General features: G+C 38.2%; 25 protein-coding genes and 1 riboswitch. Of the genes, 15 read left to right on the forward strand and 10 right to left on the reverse strand.

Going from position 1 to position 26,975, the window contains the following annotated elements; translation table 11 throughout:
- Positions 1-58 precede the first annotated feature (58 nt).
- Positions 59-3,040 carry a ribonuclease E gene (rne, locus tag QV04_RS08330; RefSeq protein WP_065233387.1) on the reverse strand — a complete coding sequence of 994 codons (2,982 nt, stop codon included), beginning with the start codon at positions 3,038-3,040 and terminating at the stop codon, positions 59-61.
- A 431-nt stretch (positions 3,041-3,471) separates the two neighbouring features.
- Between rne and rluC the strand changes: the two genes are divergently transcribed.
- On the forward strand, positions 3,472-4,437 hold the full coding sequence (gene rluC / locus QV04_RS08335) for a 23S rRNA pseudouridine(955/2504/2580) synthase RluC (protein ID WP_065233388.1): 966 nt from the start codon (positions 3,472-3,474) through the stop codon (positions 4,435-4,437).
- Between the two features lie 16 nt (positions 4,438-4,453).
- Here the strand turns inward: rluC and recF are convergent, their stop codons facing one another.
- From recF to dnaA, 3 genes are read right to left on the reverse strand one after another with little or no spacing between them, the layout of a single operon-like run.
- Positions 4,454-5,533, reverse strand: coding sequence for a DNA replication/repair protein RecF (gene recF, locus QV04_RS08340; protein WP_039170997.1), 1,080 nt, complete (start codon positions 5,531-5,533; stop codon positions 4,454-4,456).
- A gap of 2 nt (positions 5,534-5,535) precedes the next feature.
- A complete protein-coding gene (gene dnaN, locus QV04_RS08345; protein WP_039135195.1) occupies positions 5,536-6,636 on the reverse strand; it encodes a DNA polymerase III subunit beta in 1,101 nt (366 codons plus the stop codon).
- An 11-nt stretch (positions 6,637-6,647) separates the two neighbouring features.
- Complete coding sequence (dnaA, locus tag QV04_RS08350; RefSeq protein ID WP_039135194.1) at positions 6,648-8,015, reverse strand: chromosomal replication initiator protein DnaA; 1,368 nt, start codon at positions 8,013-8,015, stop codon at positions 6,648-6,650.
- A gap of 331 nt (positions 8,016-8,346) precedes the next feature.
- On the opposite strand from dnaA, the gene rpmH reads away from it, so the two are divergent.
- The 5 genes from rpmH (at position 8,347) to mnmE (ending at position 12,138) form a co-directional block, all read left to right on the forward strand.
- Positions 8,347-8,481, forward strand: a complete 135-nt coding sequence (gene rpmH, locus QV04_RS08355; RefSeq protein ID WP_013745661.1) for a 50S ribosomal protein L34 — start codon at positions 8,347-8,349, stop codon at positions 8,479-8,481.
- 12 nt (positions 8,482-8,493) lie between these two features.
- On the forward strand, positions 8,494-8,862 hold the full coding sequence (rnpA, locus tag QV04_RS08360; RefSeq protein ID WP_080558794.1) for a ribonuclease P protein component: 369 nt from the start codon (positions 8,494-8,496) through the stop codon (positions 8,860-8,862).
- Entirely contained in the window at positions 8,817-9,083 is a 267-nt protein-coding gene (gene yidD / locus QV04_RS11340; protein ID WP_018346328.1) for a membrane protein insertion efficiency factor YidD, read from the forward strand. Before rnpA ends, yidD begins: the two co-directional genes overlap by 46 nt.
- The gene (yidC, locus tag QV04_RS08365) at positions 9,083-10,705 is read left to right on the forward strand and encodes a membrane protein insertase YidC (protein ID WP_039135188.1); all 1,623 of its coding nucleotides are present in this window, start codon (positions 9,083-9,085) and stop codon (positions 10,703-10,705) included. The genes yidD and yidC overlap by 1 nt, the downstream gene beginning before the upstream one ends.
- A 71-nt stretch (positions 10,706-10,776) precedes the next feature.
- Positions 10,777-12,138, forward strand: coding sequence for a tRNA uridine-5-carboxymethylaminomethyl(34) synthesis GTPase MnmE (gene mnmE, locus QV04_RS08370; RefSeq protein WP_197494817.1), 1,362 nt, complete (start codon positions 10,777-10,779; stop codon positions 12,136-12,138).
- A gap of 28 nt (positions 12,139-12,166) precedes the next feature.
- On the opposite strand, the gene QV04_RS08375 is transcribed toward mnmE, so the two are convergent.
- Both QV04_RS08375 and metL read right to left on the reverse strand, forming a co-directional pair.
- Complete coding sequence (locus QV04_RS08375) at positions 12,167-13,564, reverse strand: alanine/glycine:cation symporter family protein (protein ID WP_065231646.1); 1,398 nt, start codon at positions 13,562-13,564, stop codon at positions 12,167-12,169.
- An 87-nt stretch (positions 13,565-13,651) separates the two neighbouring features.
- A riboswitch (glycine riboswitch) is annotated at positions 13,652-13,749 on the reverse strand.
- A 170-nt stretch (positions 13,750-13,919) separates the two neighbouring features.
- The gene (gene metL, locus QV04_RS08380; protein ID WP_065231645.1) at positions 13,920-16,349 is read right to left on the reverse strand and encodes a bifunctional aspartate kinase/homoserine dehydrogenase II; all 2,430 of its coding nucleotides are present in this window, start codon (positions 16,347-16,349) and stop codon (positions 13,920-13,922) included.
- Positions 16,350-16,501: 152 nt separating this feature from the next.
- On the opposite strand from metL, the gene metJ reads away from it, so the two are divergent.
- From metJ to QV04_RS08410, 7 genes are all read left to right on the forward strand, one after another.
- Positions 16,502-16,819, forward strand: a complete 318-nt coding sequence (gene metJ, locus QV04_RS08385) for a met regulon transcriptional regulator MetJ (RefSeq protein WP_039135177.1) — start codon at positions 16,502-16,504, stop codon at positions 16,817-16,819.
- Positions 16,820-17,026: 207 nt separating this feature from the next.
- Positions 17,027-17,287 carry a FeoA family protein gene (locus tag QV04_RS08390; RefSeq protein ID WP_039135174.1) on the forward strand — a complete coding sequence of 87 codons (261 nt, stop codon included), beginning with the start codon at positions 17,027-17,029 and terminating at the stop codon, positions 17,285-17,287.
- Positions 17,288-17,291: 4 nt separating this feature from the next.
- The gene (gene feoB / locus QV04_RS08395) at positions 17,292-19,163 is read left to right on the forward strand and encodes a ferrous iron transport protein B (protein ID WP_065231644.1); all 1,872 of its coding nucleotides are present in this window, start codon (positions 17,292-17,294) and stop codon (positions 19,161-19,163) included.
- Positions 19,160-19,303, forward strand: coding sequence for a FeoB-associated Cys-rich membrane protein (locus tag QV04_RS11345; RefSeq protein ID WP_081964318.1), 144 nt, complete (start codon positions 19,160-19,162; stop codon positions 19,301-19,303). The genes feoB and QV04_RS11345 overlap by 4 nt, the downstream gene beginning before the upstream one ends.
- Before the next feature lie 319 nt (positions 19,304-19,622).
- Positions 19,623-20,609 (forward strand): TRAP transporter substrate-binding protein, encoded by a 987-nt coding sequence (locus tag QV04_RS08400; protein ID WP_197494818.1) that lies wholly within the window; start codon positions 19,623-19,625, stop codon positions 20,607-20,609.
- Positions 20,610-20,678: 69 nt separating this feature from the next.
- The gene (locus QV04_RS08405; protein ID WP_013745672.1) at positions 20,679-21,311 is read left to right on the forward strand and encodes a TRAP transporter small permease; all 633 of its coding nucleotides are present in this window, start codon (positions 20,679-20,681) and stop codon (positions 21,309-21,311) included.
- Between the two features lie 3 nt (positions 21,312-21,314).
- On the forward strand, positions 21,315-22,598 hold the full coding sequence (locus tag QV04_RS08410) for a TRAP transporter large permease (RefSeq protein WP_039135164.1): 1,284 nt from the start codon (positions 21,315-21,317) through the stop codon (positions 22,596-22,598).
- 132 nt (positions 22,599-22,730) lie between these two features.
- Here QV04_RS08410 and QV04_RS08415 read toward each other — a convergent pair whose 3' ends face one another.
- The 3 genes from QV04_RS08415 to QV04_RS08425 all read right to left on the reverse strand — a co-directional run bounded on the left by QV04_RS08415 (position 22,731) and on the right by QV04_RS08425 (position 24,850).
- A complete protein-coding gene (locus QV04_RS08415; protein ID WP_039170983.1) occupies positions 22,731-22,955 on the reverse strand; it encodes a YdcH family protein in 225 nt (74 codons plus the stop codon).
- Between the two features lie 73 nt (positions 22,956-23,028).
- Positions 23,029-23,505: a low molecular weight protein-tyrosine-phosphatase gene (locus QV04_RS08420; RefSeq protein WP_039170981.1), complete on the reverse strand. Its 477-nt coding sequence runs from the start codon at positions 23,503-23,505 to the stop codon at positions 23,029-23,031.
- Positions 23,506-23,593: 88 nt separating this feature from the next.
- Positions 23,594-24,850, reverse strand: a complete 1,257-nt coding sequence (locus QV04_RS08425; RefSeq protein WP_065231642.1) for an NRAMP family divalent metal transporter — start codon at positions 24,848-24,850, stop codon at positions 23,594-23,596.
- 351 nt (positions 24,851-25,201) lie between these two features.
- On the opposite strand from QV04_RS08425, the gene QV04_RS08430 reads away from it, so the two are divergent.
- Together QV04_RS08430 and yqfB are read left to right on the forward strand one after the other, a co-directional pair.
- Positions 25,202-25,855, forward strand: coding sequence for a trimeric intracellular cation channel family protein (locus tag QV04_RS08430; protein ID WP_065231641.1), 654 nt, complete (start codon positions 25,202-25,204; stop codon positions 25,853-25,855).
- On the forward strand, positions 25,855-26,184 hold the full coding sequence (gene yqfB, locus QV04_RS08435; protein ID WP_039135152.1) for a N(4)-acetylcytidine aminohydrolase: 330 nt from the start codon (positions 25,855-25,857) through the stop codon (positions 26,182-26,184). The genes QV04_RS08430 and yqfB overlap by 1 nt, the downstream gene beginning before the upstream one ends.
- Here yqfB and QV04_RS08440 read toward each other — a convergent pair.
- Positions 26,148-26,975 carry a DNA ligase gene (locus QV04_RS08440; protein WP_065231640.1) on the reverse strand — a complete coding sequence of 276 codons (828 nt, stop codon included), beginning with the start codon at positions 26,973-26,975 and terminating at the stop codon, positions 26,148-26,150. The two genes, yqfB and QV04_RS08440, sit on opposite strands and share 37 nt — an antisense overlap.

The raw sequence follows: 26,975 nt of genomic DNA on the forward strand, positions 1-26,975 counted from the left end.
GTCCAACTTTTCGGGATCAGATCACAAACTTGTATGGCTCTATGATTTTTCTGATTATCTATTCAGCTTTTGCTTGTGTCGGCTCCACAGTAGCGTGATCAATAGCAGTATGATAGCCTGCTGCGCCACGACCTCTAAAGCTATAACGTGAACCTTTCCATTCAACAATATTTAATAGCATCATTGGCAACTCATCAGCCTGCGCTAATGTCATCTCTGCCTTAATATGATGTACCGCTGAAAATGTACCCAAACGACCATCAAATCGATAATCAGACAAATAAGGCTTTATCTTATCTTCTTTTTTCTCCTCTGAAACAGCAGATGATTGCTCCATTGCCCCATATCGAACTGCTGCTTGTTCGGCTTGCATCGCTTGATTAATGCTGCTGTTTGGTTTTGATTTTGCTTCCTTACCGTTCGCTTCCATTGTCAACACAGCTTCCAACGGACGAGGGTTGCTTTCTCTACTCTCCACTGCTGAAATTACTGGTACTAAAGTGTCATTTTTATGTTGTTTTTGCTGTTCAAGCATTTCATCAACAGAAACAAAGTTATTATTTTTCTCTTTTTCTATGCGGTTCACAAATGGTAAATGAATTTTTCCACTTGCTAATTCCGGTGAGGCTACCGCCATAAACAATGGCATTGGGGAAACAGTTTCTTGATAATGACGACGTCTGCGACTGTTCATTCGTAAATGACGCGGTAAACGACGGGTACGATTATTTTCACGATGACAGATTTCATTCTCTTCCGCATCCTCTGTATGGGCATTTTCCGCTACCGTTTCACTCTTTTCTTCTAAAAGCTGAGATTGTATTTTTTGCTTATCATCTTGTATCTGCTCATTTTTTTCTTGTATAACTGTTGTTACGCCACTATTTTCCTTAACAACCTCAGTGACATTGTTTATTTCCATTTTTTCAATAGAAACTTGAGAAACATCCTCCGATTCAACCGTTTTTTCAACACTATTTCCTTCTCTATTAGCATTAAGCTGCAGATTATTTTCAGATAAACGAACTTTCTTACGTAAATCACGGCGTTGACGACGCGAAGCTACCTGCTGTTCTTTACTGCTTTCCTTTGCTTCATCCACTTTCTTCGTGACAGAAACAGATTCATTCAGATCTTCCGCCACCTTGCGGTTAGCCCGTTTTGTGCGCTTAAGATCTTCTTTATTTGCAACATTAGCAGAATCTTTTGCTCGACGCTCTTCATTACGTCTGTCTTTCTGACGATTATTCTCTTTATCACTACGACGATGGCGTTTATTACCAGTACGGCTTCGATTCTGTTTCTCTTTTTCCTCTTGCGTATTATCAGCAAAAAACGCTTTTAATTTTTTCCATATGCGTGCTAATAAAGAATCTTTAATTTCTTCTTTTTTCACTAATGGTGCCGGCTCAGAAATAGTAATCTCCACCGCAGCCACTTCAGCTGCCGGATTAGCTGTCGTACTATTGGAAAGATCAATTGTACGATTGAGCAATGATTCTTCACTATCTGCATCTTCTTGAATATCGTGAAGTTTCGCCAAGTTATAACTTAAAGTGTGATTATCTTCCCCATCACGCAAGCGGAACACCGAGAAATGAGGGGTTTCCATTTGTTCGTGAGGCACTACAACAATTTGAACATTGTGGCGTTTTTCGATATCAGTAATTGCTTTACGTTTTTCGTTTAACAAATAAGTTGCAATTTTTACCGGTACAATTGTATGCACCTGTTTAGTATGTTCTTTTAACGCTTCCTCTTCCAACAAACGCAAAATGGAAAGTGACAATGATTCATTATCACGCACTTTACCTGTACCCTGACAACGAGGACAAATATGATGTGTCGATTCATTAAGCGAAGGGCTTAAACGCTGACGAGACATTTCCAATAATCCAAAACGAGAAATACGGCTAATTTGGATTCTGGCACGATCTTGGCGCACTGCCTCACGCATTCTATTTTCCACTTCACGTTGATGACGAGCCGGTGTCATATCAATGAAGTCAATAACAATTAAGCCACCTAAATCACGCAAACGCAACTGACGTGCGATCTCATCGGCTGCTTCCAAGTTTGTATTCAATGCTGTTTCTTCAATATCTCCACCTCGAGTAGAACGGGCAGAATTAATATCAATTGCTGTCAATGCCTCTGTTACATCAATAACAATGGAACCGCCTGAAGGCAATTGTACTTCTCGTTGGAATGCTGATTCAATTTGAGACTCAATCTGGAAATGACTAAATAAAGGCACTTCACCCTGATAAAGTTTGACACGATTAATAAAATCAGGACGAACCAATTTAATATGTTCTTTAACTTTATCGAAAACCTTACGGCTATCAATTAAAATTTCACCAATATCACGACGCAAGTAATCACGAATCGCACGCACAATGACATCACTTTCCTGATGGATCAAGAACGGTGCAGGACGAGATTCCGAAGCCTGTTTAATGGCTTCCCAATGATGAAGCAGCACGTGCAAATCCCATTGCAACTCTTCTGGAGAACGCCCCACTCCAGCAGTACGGACGATAAGCCCGACACCTTCCGGTACTTCTAAAGAACTCAGTGATTCTTTAAGTTCTAAACGCTCATCACCTTCAATACGACGAGAAATACCACCGGCTCGTGGATTATTCGGCATAATCACCAAATAACTACCCGCCAAAGATACAAAAGTCGTTAAAGCTGCGCCTTTATTTCCTCGCTCTTCTTTACTGACTTGAACAATAACTTCCTGCCCTTCCTGCAAAATATCACGAATATTCGGTCTTCCTTGATAAACATAACCTTCCGGAAAATATTCTCGAGCAATTTCTTTGAGAGGAAGGAAACCGTGCCTTTCTGCACCATAATCAACAAATGCAGCTTCTAAACTAGGTTCAACACGAGTAATTCTCCCCTTATAGATATTAGCTTTCTTTTGTTCGTGTCCAGGTGATTCAATATCTAGGTCAAACAGTCGCTGACCATCAACTAAAGCGACACGCAACTCTTCTTTTTGCGTGGCGTTAATTAACATTCTTTTCATCGTTATTTCTCTATTCTTGTTATAGCTTTATCAATACGATGTTATACCAACACTTTATTCTGTCGTTGCAGGTTATGCCAATCTCTCGACTCTCATTATTTGCATAGAATACCAACCGGCAATCATTGGTCTATATCACTTACCGACTGACTTCTGTTGAATTTATTGAATCGTGTTCTGTATAACATCAACAATATTGGCGTCTTACGCCTACCGCAGCACCAAAAAATCTGTTTTATTCGACAACTCTTTGCAAATACAACTACAAAAATTCAGTAGCATCTGATTTACAAAAATGCTCTCTATTATTCCATTTTCTCTGACTTTTGGAAAGCTAAAGATAGTGCAATTAACTACAGCTCAACAGAATATTTTCGCAACTTAAAACGCTTAATGATATGATACGCACAAATTTTAAGATTAGAGTACTTATGAATAAATCCGAAGACAAAGTGGTTAATGCCTCTGTACAACTTATTACCATTGAAGCGGGGGAAGAGCTGCAACGCATTGATAATTATCTGCTTACCAAATTAAAAGGCGTACCAAAAAGCTTAATTTATCGTATTATTCGCAAAGGCGAGGTGCGTGTTAATAAAGGTAGAATTAAGCCTGAATATAAATTGCAAGTTGGAGATATTATCCGTATTCCTCCAGTACGCATTAGTGAAAAGAGTAATAATGCACCGATTTCAACAAAATTAAATAAGGTAAATACGCTGGAACAACAAATTTTATTTGAAGATGATCAACTATTAATTATCAATAAACCTTCGGGTATTGCTGTACACGGTGGTAGCGGTCTAAGTTTCGGTGTTATTGAAGCACTTCGTGCTTTGCGTCCTCAAGCCAAATTTTTAGAGTTAGTACACCGTTTAGATCGGGATACTTCTGGTATTTTATTAGTCGCTAAGAAACGCTCCGCTTTGCGCAATTTGCACGAACAACTTCGTGAAAAAACAATACAAAAAGATTATTTAGCATTAGTACGTGGCGAATGGCAATCGCATTGTAAAGTTGTCAAAGCACCTTTATTAAAAAATGAATTATCCAGTGGTGAGCGGATAGTAAAAGTAAGTGATCAAGGAAAACCTTCGGAAACAAGATTTAAGGTTGAAGAACGTTTTAAAATCGCAACCTTAGTAAAAGCCTCACCGGTGACCGGCAGAACTCATCAAATTCGTGTTCATACGCAATATGCTGGGCATCCAATTGCGTTCGACACTAAGTATGGCAGTAAAGAGTTTGATCAACAATTGGCATCGCTCGGATTGCAACGTCTTTTTCTACACGCCGCAAGTATCCGTTTTACCCACCCAAAAAGTGGTGAACAAATGGTTATTGCTGCACCGTTAGATCAACAGTGCAAACAATTGTTAGCAAAGCTGCGCAGTTAATATTCCGCTTGGGGAATTATTCTAAAGGCGATAATTCCCCATTCAATAATTGAAATCTACTCCCTTCCTGCCAATAAGGTTGCTGTAATTGTTCTACAGTAATAGCTGTAATAATCACCTGAGAATGGCTCTCTTTTAAGCGTTGTGCCAATAAAGCCCGTTTATTCGGATCAAGTTCCGAAGCAAAATCATCAATTAAAAAAATACAGTGTCGTTGCTGCTTCCGCATTAAATGCTCTCCCTGTGCTAATCGCAACGCACACATTAACAATTTTAATTGTCCTCTTGAAAGGATATCTTCTGCCGGCATTCCATTCGCCTTAAATTTAAAATCAGCACGTTGTGGACCGGACATCGTATAACCGAGGCTTCTATCGCGTTGAAAATTTTCAATTAAAATATCAGCATAGTCGCTCTCTTTATTCCAACCTTGATAAAAGTGAACATCTATTTCCACTTCTGGCAAAAATAATCGACAAGTCTGTGTAATTTCCTTCTTCAGTTCGTCCGCATAATGTTGTCGCCAGTCACTAATTTGTTGTGCTAGTTGACATAATGACTGATCCCAAATTTTTAACAATGCATAATCTTCCGTTTGTTGCAATGCTGCATTACGTTGCTTTAACAAACGATTCATCGCTGACCATTGATAATGAAATTGAGGTTCAAGATGAAATAAGCCCCAATCAAGAAAAGCACGTCGATAACTCGGCCCACCATTAATCAACGTTAACCCTTCCGGTGTAATAAGCTGCATTGGTAATAAATGGGCAAGTTCGGAAATCTTATGACCATCTTTACCATTAATCCGAATAATATTTTCACCTTGCCGTGTTTTCTGTAAACCCAATGTCCACGCTTGTTGCTGTTGTTCTACTTTAGCAAATAGAGTAAATTCAGGTTGATCGTATTGAATAATACGATTCACTACCGAGCTTTTAAACGAACGCCCATGTCCAAGAAAATAGATAGCTTCCAACAGGCTGGTTTTACCGCTGCCGTTATGCCCAATCAAAAAATTAAAGCCTGAATTTAAGGCTAAATTCACGGCTTTAATATTTCTAAAATGTTGAATATTGAGTTGAGATAAAGCCATAACTATAAACGCATCGGCATAATCACATATTCGGCATTACTCTGTTCACAATCTTCAATTAAGCAACTTGAAGTTGCATCGGTTAAACGCATTCTTACTGACTGGCATTTCAACGCATTCAACACATCCAAAATATAGCTAACATTAAAACCGACTTCCATTGGTTCGCCTTGATAATTCACATCAATAACTTCTTCAGCTTCTTCCTGATCTGGATTCTGCGCTAAAATTTTTAGCTGATTAGCTTCAATAATCAAACGCACTCCACGAAAACGTTCATTAGATAAAATAGCTGCACGAACACACGCCTGTTTTAATGAATTCCAATCCACTTCCAAAATTCGATCCGCATTTTTCGGCAAGACACGGCGATAATCAGGAAAACGTCCGTCAATCAATTTTGAGGTAAAAATCACATTATTGAGGTGTACTTGGATATTACTTTGCCCCATTCGGATATAAGCATTCTCACTATTACTATCAAGCAAACGCATCAATTCAATTACACCTTTACGCGGCACAATAATCGCATAATCAGGAACTCCCTGTTGCAATTGAATACCACAAACTGCTAATCGATGTCCATCAGTTGCCACTGTTCTTAATACATTATTTTCAGTTTCAAACTTCATTCCATTTAAAAAATAACGAGCATCCTGATTTGCCATTGAGAATTGAGTGGCTTCCATCACACGGCGTAATACAGATTGCTCAATATTTAATTCAACATCAAAATCTAATTGTGTTAAATTTGGATAACTCTCCGCTGGCAACGTTGCCAAGTTAAATTTACTGCGTTCAGCCGTAACCAAAACACGATCATTTTCGTAATTCACAGTAATTTGAGCATCTTCATTTAAGGAACGACAAATATCCAAAAATTTACGTGCAGGAATGGTAAATGTTCCGTTTTCACTGGATGACACTAATTGCACAAAAGTGGAAAGCTCAACCTCAAGATCAGAACCAGTTAAGGTTAAACGATCACCGTCTATCTGAACTAAAATATTATTTAACACAGGTAAAGATGGACGATTATTCAACACTCCACACACCTGCTGTAAAGGTTTTAATAAATTTTCTCTTGCGACAATAAATTGCATAATGCCCGCCTTTAAGTTGATAACGTTCTAATAAGATTTGAATAATCTTCACTGATATTATTGTCTGAATCACGCAATTCAGCAATTTTCCGACAAGCGTGTAATACAGTAGTATGATCACGATCACCAAAAGCACGACCGATTTCAGGCAAACTATGATTTGTTAACTCTTTTGACAATGCCATTGCCATTTGGCGAGGACGAACTACTGATCGTGCTTTACTTTTTGATTTTAAATCAGCCACTTTAATGCGATAACGTTCTGCCACAACACGTTGAATATTATCTAATGTTACAGAACGATCGTGTACTGCCAGCATATCTTTCAACGTTTCACGTACAAAATCAATAGTAATGGGCTGACCAGTAAAATTTGCATTGGCACTGACACGATTTAAAGCACCTTCCAATTCACGCACATTAGTACGTAATTTCTGACCAATAAAAAAAGCGACCTCTTCAGGTAAAACAATATTGCTCTCTTCCGCTTTTTTCAACAAAATTGCCACCCTTGTTTCTAATTCAGGTGGTTCGATTGCAACACTTAATCCCCAATTGAAACGAGATTTTAAACGTTCCTCTATTTTATCAATCTCTTTAGGATAACGATCAGATGTCAAAATGATCTGTCGTCCCCCTTCAAATAGACTGTTGAAAGTATGGAAAAACTCCTCCTGTGATCCTTCTTTACCAGCAAAAAATTGAATATCATCAATCAATAATGCATCTAAAGAACGATAAAACTTCTTAAATTTTTCAATAGTTTCCGACTTTAATGCTTTTACTAATTCTTGAACAAAACGTTCAGAATGAATGTAAACCACTCTTGCATTCGGTTTATTCTTCAAAATACCGTTACCAATAGCGTGCAATAAGTGTGTTTTACCTAAGCCCGTTCCACCATAAAGAAATAGCGGATTATAGCCTTCATCACCTATCTTCTCTGCAACTTTTTGCGCAACTACTCTTGCCAGTTGATTAGATTTACCTTGCACAAAATTATGAAATTCATATTTAGGATTAAGGTTGGTTTTAAATTTATGCGTTGGCTGTATTTGCTCCGTATTCGTTTCAGTAACAGTAATAGACATCTCTTCTGCTACCTGAGTCGCTTCCCTGACCGGACGCGTTCCCTCTCGAACACGCACAACAAATTGCGGATTTTCCGTTAAAAAACGAACAATTTCCTCTATTTGAGATACATATTTATCCTGAACCCAATCACGAACAAATCGATTCGGAGCATATAAAATCATTGTAGTATCTGAAATATCCGCCTGTAGTGGACGTAACCAAGTACTAAAATCTATCTCGGAAGTCTTATCTTGCAATTGTAATAGGCAACTTTGCCATAAAGAAGAAAATCTATGCTGTTCCATAGGTCTGGTCTATTGATGGTTATCTATTCTGTATGAATTCATTTAAAATCGATGTGTATCATACAATAAACTCAAGTTAAGATCTTCACTAAAGATCAATTTTTAGTTTTATTTCTAATGTCATTCAAATCTCTAATCATAGAATTACCCGTTGAGGCAAATGAAAAACTGCTTTTTTACCTTTAATATTTGACGAACAGCAAAATTATGATTAGAATTGCGTCCTCTTTTTATTGTAACTTTTTGTTTTAATGAAATGGTGCTGTTCAGCTTCACGCTAACAGTTTCACATTTTGGATATTAAAACTTTATTTATTAGGTAGATAAGAAAATGAAACGTACTTTCCAACCTTCTGTATTAAAACGTAGCCGCACCCACGGTTTCCGTGCTCGTATGGCAACTAAAAAAGGTCGCCAAGTTTTAGCTCGTCGTCGCGCTAAAGGTCGTGCGCGTTTAAGTGCATAATCTGATTATCGAGTGTCTAAGCTAGGTTTTTCACGGGAGTTACGTTTGTTAACTCCCTCTCAATTTAATTTTGTTTTCCAACAACCTTTCAGAGCTTCTTTGCCTGAAATTTCCATTATCGCTCGTCCCAATACTTTACAGCATCCTCGATTAGGTTTAACTGTTGCCAAAAAATATGTAAAACGTGCCAATCAACGCAATCGTATTAAACGAATTTGTCGTGAAAGTTTCCGTTTACAACAACATTTATTACCCGATTATGATTTCATTATCATTGCAAGAAAAGGCATTGGTGATATAGATAATGCGTTGTTATTCAAAATGTTAGATAAATTATGGCAACGACATCTACGCTTTTCAAAAAAATCTTCATCGGCATAATCCGCTTTTATCAGCTTGCAATCAGCCCATTGATTGGTCCGCGTTGTCGCTTCACCCCGACTTGTTCTCAGTATGGGATTGAAGCAATTCAAACACACGGAGTGATAAAAGGGGGTTGGCTTACACTGAAGCGTATATTAAAATGTCATCCTTTTGGTTCATCAGGCTATGATCCTGTACCGCCACATATTGATAATCATAAACCACAGAGAAAAAAATAATGGATTCAAGACGTAGTTTACTCGTAATTGCTTTGCTCTTTATCTCATTTTTGATTTACCAACAATGGGAAATAGACAACAATCCTCAACCGGCGCAGACTGCAACCCAAACTCAAGTTGATAAGAGTGAAGTGCCGACCACGGTCAGTACAGCAGCCAACACCACCATTGATAACAATCAACAGCAAGGTAAAATCATCACCTTACAAAGTGATGTCTTGCGTTTAAAAATTGATACCTTAGGCGGTGATATTGTCGAAGCCCAATTATTAAAATATGGTGCTGAATTACACTCTGAAACCCCTTTTGCTTTGCTGGAAAATACAGCAAAACACGTTTATATTGCTCAAAGTGGGCTAATTGGTGCCAATGGTAGCGATACTGTTGCTGGGCGTGCTGATTATCAAGTAGACGGCGATAATTTCACTTTAGCAGAAGGTCAAAATGAACTTAGCATTCCGTTTACATTTACCAAAGATGGTGTTACCTACCGCAAAATTTTTACATTAAACCGAAACAGTTATGATGTAAAAGTGAATTTTGAAGTAACCAATAACAGTGGTTCAACTATTCAAGTCCAACCATATGGTCAGCTTAAACATACTTTAGTAGAAAGTTCTGGAAACATTGCAATGCCGACTTATACCGGTGGTGCATACTCTTCATCAGAAACCAATTACAAAAAATACTCTTTTGAAGATATGCAAAAAGACAATCTTGCAATTAAAACTAAACAAGGTTGGGCTGCAATTCTTCAGCACTATTTCGTATCCGCGTGGATTCCAAATCAAGATGCCGATAATCAACTATATACTTCAACACAAGGTGATTTCGCTTACATCGGTTATCGCGGTCCAATCACATCCATTGCCAACGGAGCCACTGATACTATTACCAGCCAACTTTGGGTTGGGCCAAAATTACAAAATGAAATGGAAACCGTCGCTCCACACTTGGATTTAACTGTTGACTATGGTTGGGCTTGGTTTATTGCAAAACCACTCTTCTGGTTATTGCAGTTTATTCAAAGCCTTGTTCACAACTGGGGCTTGGCAATTATAGGTGTTACTATTGTTGTAAAAGCCATTCTTTATCCGCTTACTAAAGCTCAATATACTTCAATGGCAAAAATGCGTATGTTACAACCGAAAATTCAAGAAATGCGTGAACGTTTCGGTGATGATCGTCAACGTATGAGCCAAGAAATGATGAAACTTTATAAAGAAGAAAAAGTGAATCCTCTTGGTGGATGTCTACCAATTTTGCTGCAAATGCCAATTTTTATCGCACTATATTGGACATTCTTAGAAGCGGTTGAATTACGACATGCACCATTCTTTGGTTGGATTCAGGATTTATCAGCACAAGATCCATATTACATTTTGCCATTGTTAATGGGAGCATCAATGTTCTTATTACAAAAAATGTCACCAACTCCTGTTGCCGATCCAATGCAACAAAAAGTAATGATGTTTATGCCTGTGATGTTCACTTTCTTCTTCCTATGGTTCCCTTCAGGCTTAGTGCTTTATTGGTTGGTGTCTAACATCATTACCATTATTCAACAGCAACTAATTTATCGGGGCTTAGAGAAAAAAGGATTACACTCTCGTCATAAATAAATTTCCAAAATAACAGAAAGGCATCTTAATTAAGATGCCTTAAATTTATATAGAAACAAGAGAAAAATATGATAGAAAAAGAAACGATTGTCGCTCAAGCAACCCCTCCTGGTCGAGGAGGAGTAGGCATTTTGCGGGTTTCCGGCCCACTTTCTGAACAAGTTGCCAAAGAGGTGTTGGGAAAAACATTAAAACCTCGCTTTGCTAACTATCTTCCTTTTAAAGACATTGACGGTTCTGTACTTGATCAAGGCATTGCCCTCTTTTTCAAAGCACCCAACTCCTTTACCGGAGAAGATGTTTTGGAATTGCAAGGTCACGGCGGGCAGGTTATTTTGGATCTGCTCTTAAAACGCATTCTACAGATTAAAGGTGTTCGTTTAGCCAGACCAGGAGAGTTTTCAGAACAGGCTTTTTTAAACGATAAAATTGATTTAACTCAGGCTGAAGCAATTGCTGATTTGATTGATGCTAGTTCGGAGCAGGCAGCACGTTCAGCTTTAAAATCACTACAAGGCGAATTTTCCACCAAAGTTCACCAATTAGTAGACGAATTGATCTATCTACGAACCTATGTTGAAGCAGCAATTGATTTTCCGGATGAAGAAATTGATTTTCTTGCCGATGGAAAAATCGAAGCACATTTAAATCAAATTATAGCCAAAGTGGCGGAAGTTCAATCTCAAGCGAAACAAGGCTCTTTACTTAGAGAAGGGATGAAAGTGGTGATTGCCGGTCGTCCGAATGCTGGTAAATCAAGCCTGTTGAATGCATTAGCTGGTCGTGATGCTGCCATTGTTACTGATATTGCCGGCACAACTCGTGACGTATTGCGAGAACATATTCACTTGGATGGGATGCCGTTGCATATTATTGATACCGCCGGTTTGCGTACAGCTACGGATGAAGTGGAGCGTATTGGAATAGAACGTGCTTGGCAAGAAATTGATCAAGCCGATCGTGTATTATTTATGCTCGACAGTACGACAACGGATGAAACACTTCCGGAAAAAATTTGGCCGGAGTTTATGTCTAGATTGCCACCATCAATCCCTGTTACAATTATTCGTAATAAAGCGGATATTAGCGGTGAAGCAGAAGGCATTCGCACTGAAAACGGTTATACTACCATTACCCTTTCAGCCAAAACTCAACAAGGCATCCAATTACTGAAAGAGCATCTCAAAGAGAGTATCGGCTATCAAACCGTTACCGAAGGAGGATTTTTAGCTCGCCGTCGCCATTTAGAGGCATTAAAGCAAGCGGCACAACATTTACAACAAGGGCATATCCAATTAACGCAATTCTATGCCGGTGAGCTGCTAGCTGAAGAATTGAAAATGGCACAGAATGCACTCAGCGAGATCACCGGACAATTCACTTCTGATGATTTACTTGGTAATATCTTCAGCTCTTTCTGTATCGGAAAATAAAATGCGTGCTAAGCACGCATTTTTAGCATCAATTATAACTTTCACTCAACTTGCCATTTTCTGCTATCTCTTCATCTCGATCCTTAGCAGAAATTTGCAGACGAGCAAAATAGTCCTGTGTTTCGGCTATAATCACTTTGCGCAAGCCAATCAATGCAATTAAATTAGGAATTGCCATTAATCCATTAACGATATCAGCCAAACTCCAAATAATATCCAATTTAATAAATGCGCCGCACGCAATCAGTAAAATAAAGCAACTACGGAAAATTTTAATACCCCTAATGCCGATTAAATAAACAAAACAACGTTCACCATAATAACACCAGCCAAGCATCGTGGTAAAAGCGAAGAACAATAAACCGATTGTCACAATAGTTGCACCGATACTGCTTCCTAAACCTTGAGCAAAAGCAAGATTAGTAACCGCTGCCCCTTCTACTCCTGATTGCCAAACACCACTGATAACAATGACTAGACCGGTCATAGTACAAACAATGATAGTATCAAAAAAAGTTCCTGTCATTGAAATTAATCCTTGGCGTACCGGTTCCTGTGTTTGTGCTGCTGCTGCTGCGATCGGTGCGCTTCCCAATCCAGATTCATTAGAGAATATACCTCTCGCCATTCCTGACTGAATTGCTTTAAGTACAGTAAAACCAACTGCTCCACCTAGTGCCGCTTGAGGGTTAAAAGCGCTTTCAATAATTAATGCTAACGCTTGTGGCACAACACTCCAATTAATTAATAAAATAAATAGCGAAGTACCAACATACAGTACTGCCATAAATGGCACAATAAATGAAGATACTACAGCAATACGGTTAACGCCTCCAAGAATAATCATCGCCACCAACAGCGTCATTACAATAGCACTAATCACTGTTGATACACCGAAAGTATCCTGCATAGCATGTGTAATAGCATTAACTTGTGGAAATGTCCCGATACCGAAAAAAGCAACCAACACACCAAATACTGCGAATAACTTAGCCAACCATTTTATGCCTAGACCACGTTCTATGTAATACATCGGCCCACCAGCCATAAAACCATTTTTATCTTTCACACGATATTTTACTGCCAACAGACATTCCGCATACTTAGTCGCCATGCCAAAAAAAGCAACAATCCACATCCAAAAAATCGCTCCGGGTCCCCCAGCTTGAATTGCTGTAGCAACACCAACAATATTACCGGTACCGATAGTCGCAGAAAGTGCGGTACACAACGCAGCAAATGCAGAAACATCGCCCTCACCGGAATTACCTTTTTGAAACAAATATCTTAATGCTCGTGGTAATGCTTTAATTTGTAAAAAACCTAAGCGAATACTGAAATAAATACCGGTTCCTGCTAATAAAATGAGTAATGGCGGCCCCCAGATAAAGCTGTCAATTTCAGCTAAAATTTGATTGAAATTCATTGACTTCCTCGTAAATAAAAAAGCTAAATACAAGGAGTAGAAAAGAAAAAAGAAATATCCAGAACTGATATTTGAAAAAAGATTATCTTTCCTGCCCCTGTCCTTTTGCCTGAGCGTTTCAAAAATCTAAGATTTTTTTGCGCCTTCGGCGTCCACTTAACGTGGATCTCTCCAAGGGTTCGTCCAGTAACAGTCCATGCTGTAAAACAGCGCCTGAAAGAGTTTACCTCGTCGGCGTAGAGTTAATTCTCTACTCTCCAGCTACCTTCATCCGAACTTGATGTTTATTACTAAGAATAAAAACGTTACGAATTTTAGCAAGTTATACTTCCTTGCTCAAGTGATGATCTCCTTACTACAATAATTTCACTAAGCGATTTAAATCTGCCTGAATCGCACCGGCAGTCATTTTTACGCCAGCACTTGGACCGTGAATCACCAATGGATTATCACGATACCAAAGACTACGAATTAAGAATAAATTCTCTCCCGGCAAAGCACGCGCAATCGGATCATCAGCATTACACACCTCTAAACCAATTTTTGACTGTCCATTCGCCAAAAAGCGAACCACATAACGTAATACCCCGAGCTCTTCCTCAGCATCGTGATAACGCTCATAAATTAGCGGCTCAAGCTCATCCAATTTTTCAAAAAAGTCAGATAATGGCAAATCAATCATATCTTCCGTAATCAAAGATTCCACCTTAATCTCGGAACGATCTAAATCATAACCTGCGGTACGTGCCACAATTAATAGCTTACGCAACGCATCCAATCCTCTTAAATCTTCTCGCGGATCACGTTCTGTCATTCCTTGTTGCCACGCTTGCTCTAATAGCATTGAAAACGGTACAGAACCATCATATTGGTAAAATAACCACGCTAATGTACTGGAAAATGTCCCCTCAATCGACAAAATCGTGTCGCCGCTCTCTACCAAGTCGTGTACGATTGGATTAATAGGTAAACCACCACCTACTGTAGCGTTATACAACCAATAACTTCCAGATTGCAAAAAAGCGTTCTCTATTTGATGATATTTATCTAAATCAAAAGCAGCCGCACGTTTATTGGCACTAATCACATGAAAACCATATTTTGCATAGTCTTCATAATGTGCCGCCACCTCATCGCTATTGGTAAAATCCAACACTACCAATTCATCAAACGGATGTAGACTCAACCATTGCAATAATTCCTCTGGCACCAATTCTCGACCATATTCTTCAAACTGTTGATCCCAATTATTTTCACTTAAATGTGCCAAAATACCTTGGTAATCTAACCACGCTTTTTGACTTGAAACCAAACCGATTAAAGAAAAATCAAAATGACTACGTGCCGCGATCTTCTCCTGCTCCTGTTTAAACAGGCTGATCCAGGTTTTTGAAACCTCTCCTTTACCTAATACCACTAAGCCAACCGTTTTATGCGCACGAAATAGATCATCGTGAACGTTGCGTAATAATTCTCGACTCACGGCTTGACGCAAAATCGCCACTACGCTGATTTTATCTTCAGATTGCCATACAAATTCTAGCGGCTGTGTTTTTAGCATTTGTGAAAAGCGTAACATTTGTAAAGAATTTTGGCATACTCCAGCCCCCACAATAGCCAACAAAGCCAAATCATAGCGAATAGAAATGGAATCAGTAATTAATGGCAATTTTTTAAACTGCATAAATGCCGTATCAATATACTCGTTGGTATAGATCAAACGCAGTGTACGTGATTGCTCAATAAATTGCTCTACCAACGGTTCCAACTGATGCTCCTGTAACCACGATTGCAAACGTTGTTTCCAACTATCTAACACTTGATTTTGCGGAATCACCAATTCGATCCAACCGATATGGTTATGAGATGTCACAATTTTACCTTGCGCTGAAGAAGAATAAATATGTTCAATACGACTCGTACCTTCATTGGGTTTCAAACTGCTGCGTAACTGCAATTTTAATTGAAACTCTTTAACAGGTTCTAGTGTGCGACTATGCAGCACAGGCGCGCCAAGACGTGCCAATTCATTTGCCTCATCCCAACGTAATAGTGGCAATAATGTAGCATTTTTTACGTGACGAGGATCCGCAGAATAAACTCCAGCTACATCACTCCAGATAGTAACATTCTCAATACCAGCTAACCCTGCTATTTGGGTTGCAGAATAATCGGAGCCGTTTCTTCCCAATAATACGGTTTCGCCTTTTGTATTTCGGCTGATAAAACCAGTAACAATCAAACGTTTATTGGGATTAGCATCTAAAATAGGTTGTAATCGACGCTGGCTTTGTGCAACCTGTACCTTAGGTAAAACGGTTCGCTCCGCCACCATAAAATCACGGGCATCAACAAAAATGGAAGGAATAGCTTGTTGATTCAGATAAGCGCTAACCAGCCGTGCCGACCAAATCTCTCCGTGTCCGACCACTTCGGAATAAATCGCTTCACTGAATGGTTTATCTAACAATGCGGAAAACTGATGAATATCATCAATGAAGGCTTGAGCAACCGGCTCCGGCTGTATAAGTAATGCATTAACCATTGACAGATACTGATGGCGAAGATTCTGCAAAATACGGTTAGCTCCCACTGTATCTTTATGTGAAGCTTCCACCCATTCAATCAATAAATTTGTGGTTTTACCAATTGCAGATACCACAATAACATCATTCTCTTTACTGTAATTCTGAATAATCGAAGCAACGCCTTTGATACATTCAACATTTGCTAAACTACTACCGCCAAATTTATGTAATTGATGACGAACAACCTGCTGCATCATAAACCTCCGCCTATATCAATACAAAGACGCACTATTTTAGCACGAATATATATAATCAAATAAAGAAATCTAGATGTCTTTAAGGCTAGATTGTCATTAGAATAAATTTTGATTAAAATACCACAACTTGTGTGGATTTGAAGGAAATAACTATGGCTGATTGGGATGGGAAATATATTAGTCCCTATGCGGAACACGGCAAAAAAAGTGAACAGGTAAAAAAAATTACTGTATCAATTCCAATTAAAGTATTAGAAATACTCACTAACGAGCGTACTCGTCGCCAAATTCGCAATTTACGTCACGCAACCAATAGTGAATTGCTCTGTGAGGCATTCTTACACGCTTTTACTGGTCAACCTTTACCGACCGATGAAGATTTGTTAAAAGAACGTCACGATGAGATTCCGGAAGAGGCTAAAGTATTAATGCGACAAAAAGGCATAGATCCAGACACTTGGGAATATTAATTTATCTATCCTTCATATTACTTTTTATCTAAACCAAAGGATAAGCCTTTTTTCAGCTTATCCTCCCTCTTACTCTCTTACTAATATTGATATATATCAAATTTTATTCTGTCATTGTTCGCTAAAATGTCGCCACGAATATTATTAGGAATATTTCTTATTTAGATTTAAAATAGGCTATTCCATTTTAGAAGTAAGGAAATCATTATGTCAGTATGTCCTCTTCATCAATTACCCAAACACCAAGAAGCCTACATTAAAGATATTATCGCCAATCCGGCATTCGGATCCCAAGATAATTCCGTTAGCCGGCGTTTAGCAGATCTCGGTTTTTCCTCCCATCGTCCGGTTACCATTATTGCTAAAGGATTATTAGGTCGTGGGCCTTATGTCGTTCGTTTGGATCATCACTCTCAATTTTCATTACGTAAAGCAGAAGCAGAAAAGATTCTCTGCTATTTAAAATAACTCTATGAATAATCAACTTAAATTTGCCCTAATCGGGCCACCCAATTGTGGTAAAACCGTACTATTTAATGCTTTAACTGGATCGAATGCTAGAATTGCCAACTATCCCGGAGTAACGGTTGATCGCCGTGAAGGAACTTTACTCGGACACACTAATATCACTATTCTCGATCTACCGGGAACTTACAGCTTACATACAACAAGCCCAGACGAGGAAGTTTCTCGTAATGTTTTACTAGGTCATCTTGGCGACATTCCGGATGCTATTATTGCCGTTGCTGATGCTACCAATCTGCGAATGACTCTGCGAATGGCTCTAGAATTAAAAGCACTTGGTTTGCCAATGGTGATCTCAATTAATCTGTTTGACATTGCTAATGCACGCGGACTGCAAATTGATACCAATAAAATGTCGGAGTTACTAGGTGTACCTGTCATAGGAACAGTTGCAGTGAGTAAAAAAGGGCAACAGAAAATTAAACAAGCCGTGGAACAACTTGCCGGACAAGTATCAACACATCAAAAAACATCTCAACAATTGGAGCAGATTACAAATCAACTCGATAGTGAACAACTTTTCCAACAAGTTGATCATATTCTTGAACAAAGTGTACACAATATCAATTTTTTGCCGCGTTGGCACCAAAGGCTAGATCATATTTTCTTACATCCCATTTGGGGCATACTTACTCTAATTATCGTGATGTTACTAATGTTCCAAGCTGTTTACGCTTGGGCTGCTCCATTTATGGATGGTATTGAAACCGGTTTTAGTCTTTTGTCTGAATGGCTAGCATCTGTTCTACCAGACGGTATTCTTAAGGATCTATTGATTGATGGTATTGTTGCCGGTGTAAGTAGTGTTCTAGTTTTCTTACCACAAATTGCGATTTTATTTGCATTGTTACTTATCCTGGAAGATTCCGGATATTTGCCTAGGGCTGCTTATTTACTAGATAGCTTCTTAGCGAAAAGTGGTTTATCTGGGCGCTCCTTTATCCCTTTACTCTCCGGTTTTGCTTGTGCCGTACCGGCAATTATGTCAGCACGCACCATTACCGACCCAAGAGAGCGTTTAGTTACTATAGCAATCGCACCTCTATTAACTTGTTCTGCAAGATTGCCAGTATATACTTTAATCATTGCAGCAGTTATTCCAGATCAACAAGTCTGGGGAATTTTTAATCTACAAGGTTTAACATTATTCGCACTATATACTATTGGAGTGCTTTCTGCCGGCTTTATTGCTTTCATTCTAAAATTATTCGCTAAACATAAAGGTAAAATTCAGCAATTTCCATTATTGATGGAGTTGCCTACTTATCGTATGCCTAATTTTAGACACATTGTCATCACTTTATGGGAACGTGTCAGCGCATTTTTAAAACGTGCCGGAACGATTATCTTCGCATTAAGTATCATTTTATGGGTGCTTGTTAGCTTTCCTGCTGCGCCTGAAAATGCCGTTTCACCACCAATCGATTACAGTTTTGCTGGTGCGTTGGGGCATCTAATTGAGCCAATTTTCCGCCCATTAGGCTTTACTTGGGAAATGTGTATTGCAATGGTACCCGGCATTGCCGCTAGAGAAGTGGTAGTTGCTGCGTTAGGGACAGTCTATGCCGTCGGTTCAACCAATGAAGAAGCCGCTCAACAAATGCTTATTCCATTGATACGCGATAGCTGGGGTTTGGCTACTGCATTCTCTTTCCTTGCTTGGTACGTTTATGCCCCAATGTGTATGGCAACGCTTGCCGTTATTAAGCGCGAAACCAAATCAGCTAAGCAGACTTTACTAATTACGTGCTATTTAACCGCATTAGCTTATCTATTTGCTTATATCGTTTATCATATCGCACGAGGAGCAGGATTATGATTCAATATTTAATTGTTATAGCTTTATTTATCGGCGCTGTCGGCTACCTTATCGCAAACTTCCGCAAAAAACGACAAAGCGGATGTGGAGATTGCTGCCGTTGCGGATCTACTTCTAAAACACAAAAATCTTGTCATTAAGCATTGTATAGGAGTTGAAAACCTTCAACTCCTATCCTCCTTTTTACACTTTAATTTAAGAAAAAATTACATTAATTACTTCAAAAGAATTAATTTTCTTTTTTCGAGAATTATTTATCAAAATATTGTTCAATAAGCACACACAAATATGACTTTTCTCACATTTTTATTAATTTTTTATTAAATTTTTGAGAAAGAGATCAACTTTTTAAAAAAATCTACTTTACTAAATTTTAGCATTTACATAGTCTTATCTGTGCATTCACATATCTCATTCATACACAAGAAGAGGATCAAACTTATGAAATTCAAACAAAATATGTTCAAAATACTCGCTACTGTTACTGCATTAGGATCACTATTATCATTCAATGCCTTGGCTGCTGATCCTATTGTGATCAAATTTTCTCACGTGGTAGCGGAAGATACACCTAAAGGTCAAGGTGCATTAATGTTTAAAAAAATGGCTGAAGAAAAATTTCCCGGTAGAGTGGTGGTTGAAGTTTACCCTAACTCATCTCTTTACGGTGACGGCAAAGAAATGGAAGCATTATTATTAAATAATGTACAAATGCTTGCGCCATCTTTGGCTAAATTCGATAAATATACGCCAAAAATCCAATTATTCGATCTACCGTTCCTATTTGACGATATTGAAGCCGTTCAACGTTTTGAAAAAAGCGAAGCCGGTAAAAGCCTGCTTAACAGTATGAAAGATAAAGGCATCACCGGTATCGGCTACTGGAATAATGACTTAAAACAACTTTCCGCCAACAAAAAATTGGTACTGCCAAAAGATGCACGCGGATTAAAATTCCGTGTACAAAATTCCGAAGTACTTGATGCTCAGTTTAAACAATTAAAAGCTGTTCCTCGTAAAATGGCTTTCGGTGAAATGTATCAAGGCTTACAAACAGGCGTAGTAAACGGTGCGGAAAACCCATACTCAAATATCTATTCACAAAAGATCAATGAAGTACAAAAATACATTACTGAGTCCAACCATGGTTTACTTTCTTATATGGTTATCGTAAACACCAAATTCTGGGAAGGTTTACCTGAAGATATCCGTAAAGGTTTGATGGAAGTAATGGATATTGTTAGTGATGATGTAAATAAAAAATCTCACGAATTCAACCTTGCTGATAAACAACGCATTCTTGATGCAAAAACAACAGAAATTACTATTTTAACTCCTGAACAAAGAAAAGAGTGGCGTGAAGCTATGCGCCCTGTTTGGAAAAAATTTGAAGATGCTATCGGTGCTGATTTAATTAAAGCTGCCGAAGAGTCTAACAACAAATAATTTTCAAATCTCAAAGTGCGATAGACTGACTATCGCACTCTCATCGCTCAAGTCGGTTAAGGAGCAATTATGCAACACTTTAATTATCTCTGGGGAAAACTCGAAGAATTTATGATCGGTTTTTCTCTAGCGTTAATGACATTAGTAACTTTTGTCTATGTAATGTTCAATAATCTTTATAATCCTTTCTACGATTTAGCCGATGCTTATCCGAGCCTTGAATTTATTTTCGAGCCTATCGCTACTTTTTGTATGACAGTAGCACAAGAAATGACTTGGAGTGTCGCACTGACTAAATTATTTTTTGCAATGCTCATCTTTTTCGGTGCATCTTATGGTGTTCGTACTGCCGGACATATCGGTATTGACGCATTGGTAAAAAAATTCAGTACACCGATGCAACGTTATATCAGTATCTTTGCCTGTCTTACTTGTCTTATTTATTCAGGGATTATTTTTATTGCGAGTTATGATTGGGTTCAAGCTTTACTCATTGCTAAAGTCGGTGCAGAAGACCTACAGCAATTTGGCATCAAACTTTGGCATCTCGGTCTGATTATTCCTATCGGTTATATTATGATTTTCGCCCGTTTTGTTGAGATATTTATCCGTTTATTACAAGGAAAACAAAATGATCTTGGCTTGGCTGATGAAGCAAAAGATGCAGTAAAACTACAAGAATCTGAAGCACATAAGGAGTAATTTATGACTATTGTTTTCTTATTTGCCTGTTTATTCTTTTTAATGTTTATTGGAGTGCCAATTTCCGTTGCATTAGGATTATCCGGTTCTCTTGTGATAATTCTCTTCAGCCAGGATTCCATCAGCTCGGTTGCGATTAAACTTTTTGAAACTTCTGAACACTATACTTTATTAGCAATTCCATTCTTCTTGCTTGCCGGTGCATTTATGACCACTGGTGGCGTGGCTCGCCGATTGATCGATTTCGCTAATGCAACCGTTGGACACATACGTGGTGGATTGGCAATTGCATCTGTTCTTTCCTGTATGCTTTTCGCCGCACTTTCCGGCTCAAGTCCTGCAACCGTGGCAGCTGTCGGCTCCATTGCAATTGCAGGAATGGTTCGTTCTGGTTATCCGCAGGCATTCGGAACAGGCATTATCTGTAATGCAGGTACATTGGGTATTCTTATCCCTCCTTCTGTGGTAATGGTGGTTTATGCAGCGGCAACCGAATCATCCGTCGGTCGACTCTTTATGGCTGGCGTTATGCCCGGCTTATTATTAGGTGTTGCCTTAATGATCGGTATTTATGTTATCGCTCGCATTAAAAATTTGCCGGCATTACCGCGTGCCAGTGTGAAAGAGTGGTTCAAAGCGGCTCGCCGTGCATTATGGGGTTTAATCCTGATGGTGATTATTCTCGGCGGTATCTATAGCGGAGCGTTTACGCCAACGGAAGCTGCTGCCGTAGCAGCGGTTTACTCTTTCTTCGTCGCCGTTTTTGTCTATAAAGATATTAAATTGAAAGAGTGTCCGAAAGTCCTATTGGAAGCCGGTAAACTCAGCATTATGCTGATGTTTATTATCGCTAACGCAATGCTCTTCGCTCACGTCCTAACAACCGAACAGATTCCGCAGCAATTAACCGCCTTAGTGGTAGAAATGGATTTGCACGCTTGGCAATTCCTCATTATCGTCAATATTATCCTGTTGATTGCCGGTGCATTTATGGAACCTTCCGCTATCATTCTGATTTTAGTACCAATTCTCTTCCCAATTGCGACTCAACTCGGTATCGACCCGATCCACCTCGGAGTAATTATGGTAGTAAATATGGAAATCGGTATGATTACACCGCCTGTCGGACTTAACTTATTCGTAGCATCTGCTATCACTGGCTTAACTCTACCACAAGTCATCAGAGCAGCACTACCTTGGTTAATGCTAATGCTAGCATTCTTGATCGCCATTACTTACATTCCTGCAATCTCCTTGGCTTTACCGAACTGGATTGCAATGAATTAAAACTGACACTGAAAAACAGGGCTAAACATAAATTTAGCCTTGTTTTTATTCTTAAAATTTAAAAATCATTTTAGGAGAAGAACAAAAAAGAAACCCAGCATTAATACTGGGTTTCAGCTTAATTAAATATGACTATTTTCTTTTCGCATCATACTCTTTTAAAATAGCGTACATTTCATCTTTCAAACGAAGTTTAATTTTTTTCAAGTTTTCTATCTCTTCCGGCGTACCGAATTCAATTTTTTCCAACATATTCTGAATTTTATGATCCAATTCATTATGCTCTTCAAATAAACGGGCAAAATGTTTATCTTCATTTTTTAACACACTGATCAAATCACGATATTCTGGAAACATAACTATTCTCCTCTATATTATTATTACACATTGTTAATATAGCTTTTTTCCATTTCTTCTGCTGTGAACAACGTCACATTTTGCTTATTTTCTGTTTAACTTTTTGCAACAAAGCATCACAACAGCGATCTAGCAAATGGTAAGTTTCATTAAAATTGTGTGTGTACCAAGGATCAGGAATATGATCTTTTTCTAAATCTGGGCATAGCTGAGTAATTTTAAAAATTTGTTGTGGGTGTTTGCCGAAAAAACGCTCCAAATCCTCTAAATTGCTGTCATCCATCGCAATAATATAATCAAAATTTGCCAAATCCTGTTTTCTGATTTGACGGCTACGAAAACCGTTACTGTCTATTTTGTGTAGCTCCAACATATCCGCTGTACCACAATGCATTCCCTCACCACTATGCCAACCGGCAGTACCAGCACTATCCACATTAACCAATTCAGATAAACCTGCCTGTTGTAATTTATGTTTAAAAATAAATTCCGCCATTGGTGAACGGCAAATGTTACCTAAACAAACAAATAAAACACTAAACTCTTGCATCATTCTGCTCACTTTTTAGTTAAAAGTGTTTATCATAAACAAAGAAAAGACGGTAAACAATTACCGTCTTAGTGATAAAAATAAAGTTTTAACTTAACCATCCCATCTGATAAACAATAAATAATAAGGTAAATACGGTAAGGTATAACAAACCAATAAGAGAAAGCCACAATAGTCCGCCCTTCACTTTATGTTCACCTTTTAACACTAATAACAAATTCAAAGTAGCAAATACAGGAGTGGTAACAAATGAAGCTATCATTGCAAATTTAAGCATTGGTCCTAATGCATTATTAAAGAAGAAAATAATCAATGCTCCGGAAATAGATGCCGCAACGAATGCAATATTCAAATAACTGGCTCTTGTACCTTTCTTCTTCAATAAAATACGCAAACTTTCGATATTTGAACGAGAGTAACCATCAATAACAGTAAGCGTTGTTCCAAACATACATAGGAAAGCAATCAATGCAATTAATCCCCTAGCCCAATCGCCAATAGTTGTCGCATACATACCAATTAATTGGGCAATATATTTTCCTCCCACCATTTCAACTGGTATGCCTGAACCATATTGAACCAAAGCACCTAATGCCAAAAATACTAAAGCCAATAATGCAGTACCAATATAACCCACATTAAAATCAAAAATACCATCTCGATAAGAAACTTTGGTTATGCGTTTTTTCGCTACCACCCACATTGAATTGATAGCAGAAATCTCTATCGGAGCAGGCATCCATCCCATCAATGCCACAATAAAGGCTAATGCACCTAACTGCCAAGGACTTTCACTTACGTAACCTTCCGGCGCAACCGCTCCTCGAGAAGCAGCAATCACGACCGCTAACACAGTAGCTAAAGTAAGGCAAATCATCACGAACTTGGATAAGCCATCCAAAAGTCGATATTGCCCGAATAAAAGAATCGCAGTACTCACCACTAATACTGTTAAACTTAACGTTGGCACAGGTAATGGTACAACAAAAGATAAAATAACAGCGGACAATAAAGATACAGCGGCCGTGTTAATTACTGTAGAAAAAACATTCAATAAAAAAAAGATGAATAAATAAGCTGTTCCTTTCTCTTTATAGCCTTCAAGCAAGGTCTTATTTGTATCTAGCGTATACTGCACACCAAAACGGAAAAACGGATACTTAAACAGATTTGCTAAAATAATAATTATCGCTAACTGCCAACCATAAATTGCACCCGCTTGTGTTGAAGCAATAAGGTGAGAACCGCCTACCGCAGCAGAAGCCATTAAAATTCCTGGACCTAGTGCAGAAAGACGACTTTTTAATGTAGAGGACTGCTCTTCAGTCGTTATTGATGCTGTCATAAATTAGTCTCTTTTTTAATATAAATGAAACAGTTTTGTAATATCATCACAAATGTTTTTTGAAAGCAACAGGAAGAGATAATTAAAATAGTCAGCTATTTTTATATAAAATTCTAAATTATTATTTATTTTTAGTATAAAAAACTAACTTATAATCATAACAAGAGGTTTGTTTTTAAACCAAAATAATTATTAGCGTTTAATTTTTTTAAAATTTAATGCTCCCTATTATTTTATTTGACTATCTTTTATACATAAAAACTTTTTACCAATAAACTCAATAAACAAAACTAACGAAATGGTAGAGTTTCTAGTACAATCTTCCATACTGAATCATCGTTCAATAAGATTATGCTACTCACCATTCTCTATTTAATTGGAATTACTGCCGAATCAATCACCGGCGCTTTAGCTGCCGGCAGAGAAAAAATGGATATTTTCGGCGTTATTATTATTGCCTCCGTTACCGCTATTGGTGGTGGTTCTGTTAGGGATGTTCTCTTAGGTCATTATCCATTAGGTTGGGTAAAACACCCGGAATATATCGTTATCGTTGCCGGTGCAGCGGTATTGACCGTGATTATTGCACCATTAATGCGTTATTTAAAAGCGGTCTTCTTAATTTTGGATGCACTAGGTTTAATCGTATTTTCCATTATTGGCGCACAAGTTGCTCTCACTATGGGGCATGGTTTTATTATCGCCTCTGTTGCCGCTATCATCACAGGAGCCTTTGGCGGTGTACTGAGGGATCTACTCTGCAACCGTATTCCATTGGTTTTTCAAAAAGAACTCTATGCCAGTATCGCCTTTCTTGCTACCGCTATCTATATCGGGTTACAACACACCCACATTCCGCAAGATATTGTGATTTTAATCACGTTAGTGACCGGTTTCTTATTACGTTTGCTAGCTATCCGATTTGGCTTAGGACTCCCTGTTTTTGATTATCAGGAAGATAAAAACTGGTCGTGGGTAGAAAAATTACCGAAAAGGAAAAAATAATGATGGAAATCACTTTTTATCAATGCTTTAGAGAGAACATACTTAATGGTAGTAAAACCATTACTATTCGTGATAATAGTGAAAAAGATTTTAAAATCGGCAGTATCATTGATGTTTTTACGTTTGAACAACATCAGTGGTTCGCCAAAATTAAAATCCTCTCTGTAACACCAATTCAATTTTCACAACTAACAGAAAAACACGCACAGCAGGAAAATATGACACTAACCGAGCTAAAAAAAGTAATTCGTCAAATTTATCCTGATGCCGAACAACTTTTTGTTATTCATTATCAATTAGTTTCAACAGACGACATTGACGAACGTTGACGCCAATAAGTAGCAAATTTTGGTTTACCGTTTTTGGTTAACCCCCGATATTTATAAGTAATTATCGAACCAATCGCCGGCGGATTAGCTCGATCAGCTAAACTGAAACCAGAACCAATTTTAAATTGCCCACGTTCATTTTCACAAGTTAATGATCCCATCACATTATGAAACTGTCCTTTTCCTTTATGGTGAGCTATCACAGTACACTCTTCATCTTGATGACGTTTCAACTTTAAAATTTGGCTACTTCTCCCTACGATATAATTCGCTTTCGGATTTCTTACCACAACCCCTTCTCCACCTAAACTTTCTACTTGATCAAGAAACTGATAAACAGCTTGTTTATTCTCTATCGGCATCTGCGGTAAGATTTCAATATAAGGCGTTGGGTGTTGCAATAAATATTGTCTAAGCACATCCAGCCTTTGCAACAAATCTCCTTTTTCTTTCGGTACATCAAACACATATAATTTTAATTTATGCCAACCTTTATCTTTTATAGAACGGGTGATACTGGTGATCTCCTCAAATTTGCCTCGCTCACTGAATAGCTCCCCATCAATCGCAAATGGTGGAAAATCTTTAATAAAATAACCCGGAGGATTCAAAAGATTATCCTGACGAGTAAACAATTTTTCTCCATCCCAATATCCTCTTACACCATCTAGTTTTTCGCTCATCACCCAACCTTGTAAATCTTGATCTTTATACTCCTGCAATAACATTACCGACTCTTTTGCCATCACAGAAAAAGAAATTAAACCTAAAAATAGATATAGATAGTACAT

The organism is Gallibacterium genomosp. 1 (genome assembly GCF_001678575.1).
Classification (GTDB): Bacteria; Pseudomonadota; Gammaproteobacteria; order Enterobacterales; family Pasteurellaceae; genus Gallibacterium.

Excerpts from the sequence above, each read along its gene's own strand:
- rne (WP_065233387.1), bottom strand. The coding sequence starts at position 3,040 with ATGAAAAGAATGTTAATTAACGCCACGCAAAAAGAAGAGTTGCGTGTC.
- rluC (WP_065233388.1), top strand. The coding sequence starts at position 3,472 with ATGAATAAATCCGAAGACAAAGTGGTTAATGCCTCTGTACAACTTATT.
- recF (WP_039170997.1), bottom strand. The coding sequence starts at position 5,533 with ATGGCTTTATCTCAACTCAATATTCAACATTTTAGAAATATTAAAGCC.
- dnaN (WP_039135195.1), bottom strand. The coding sequence starts at position 6,636 with ATGCAATTTATTGTCGCAAGAGAAAATTTATTAAAACCTTTACAGCAG.
- dnaA (WP_039135194.1), bottom strand. The coding sequence starts at position 8,015 with ATGGAACAGCATAGATTTTCTTCTTTATGGCAAAGTTGCCTATTACAA.
- rpmH (WP_013745661.1), top strand. The coding sequence starts at position 8,347 with ATGAAACGTACTTTCCAACCTTCTGTATTAAAACGTAGCCGCACCCAC.
- yidD (WP_018346328.1), top strand. The coding sequence starts at position 8,817 with ATGGCAACGACATCTACGCTTTTCAAAAAAATCTTCATCGGCATAATC.
- yidC (WP_039135188.1), top strand. The coding sequence starts at position 9,083 with ATGGATTCAAGACGTAGTTTACTCGTAATTGCTTTGCTCTTTATCTCA.
- QV04_RS08375 (WP_065231646.1), bottom strand. The coding sequence starts at position 13,564 with ATGAATTTCAATCAAATTTTAGCTGAAATTGACAGCTTTATCTGGGGG.
- metL (WP_065231645.1), bottom strand. The coding sequence starts at position 16,349 with ATGATGCAGCAGGTTGTTCGTCATCAATTACATAAATTTGGCGGTAGT.
- metJ (WP_039135177.1), top strand. The coding sequence starts at position 16,502 with ATGGCTGATTGGGATGGGAAATATATTAGTCCCTATGCGGAACACGGC.
- QV04_RS08390 (WP_039135174.1), top strand. The coding sequence starts at position 17,027 with ATGTCAGTATGTCCTCTTCATCAATTACCCAAACACCAAGAAGCCTAC.
- feoB (WP_065231644.1), top strand. The coding sequence starts at position 17,292 with ATGAATAATCAACTTAAATTTGCCCTAATCGGGCCACCCAATTGTGGT.
- QV04_RS11345 (WP_081964318.1), top strand. The coding sequence starts at position 19,160 with ATGATTCAATATTTAATTGTTATAGCTTTATTTATCGGCGCTGTCGGC.
- QV04_RS08400 (WP_197494818.1), top strand. The coding sequence starts at position 19,623 with ATGTTCAAAATACTCGCTACTGTTACTGCATTAGGATCACTATTATCA.
- QV04_RS08405 (WP_013745672.1), top strand. The coding sequence starts at position 20,679 with ATGCAACACTTTAATTATCTCTGGGGAAAACTCGAAGAATTTATGATC.
- QV04_RS08410 (WP_039135164.1), top strand. The coding sequence starts at position 21,315 with ATGACTATTGTTTTCTTATTTGCCTGTTTATTCTTTTTAATGTTTATT.
- QV04_RS08415 (WP_039170983.1), bottom strand. The coding sequence starts at position 22,955 with ATGTTTCCAGAATATCGTGATTTGATCAGTGTGTTAAAAAATGAAGAT.
- QV04_RS08420 (WP_039170981.1), bottom strand. The coding sequence starts at position 23,505 with ATGCAAGAGTTTAGTGTTTTATTTGTTTGTTTAGGTAACATTTGCCGT.
- QV04_RS08425 (WP_065231642.1), bottom strand. The coding sequence starts at position 24,850 with ATGACAGCATCAATAACGACTGAAGAGCAGTCCTCTACATTAAAAAGT.
- QV04_RS08430 (WP_065231641.1), top strand. The coding sequence starts at position 25,202 with ATGCTACTCACCATTCTCTATTTAATTGGAATTACTGCCGAATCAATC.
- yqfB (WP_039135152.1), top strand. The coding sequence starts at position 25,855 with ATGATGGAAATCACTTTTTATCAATGCTTTAGAGAGAACATACTTAAT.
- QV04_RS08440 (WP_065231640.1), bottom strand. The coding sequence starts at position 26,975 with ATGTACTATCTATATCTATTTTTAGGTTTAATTTCTTTTTCTGTGATG.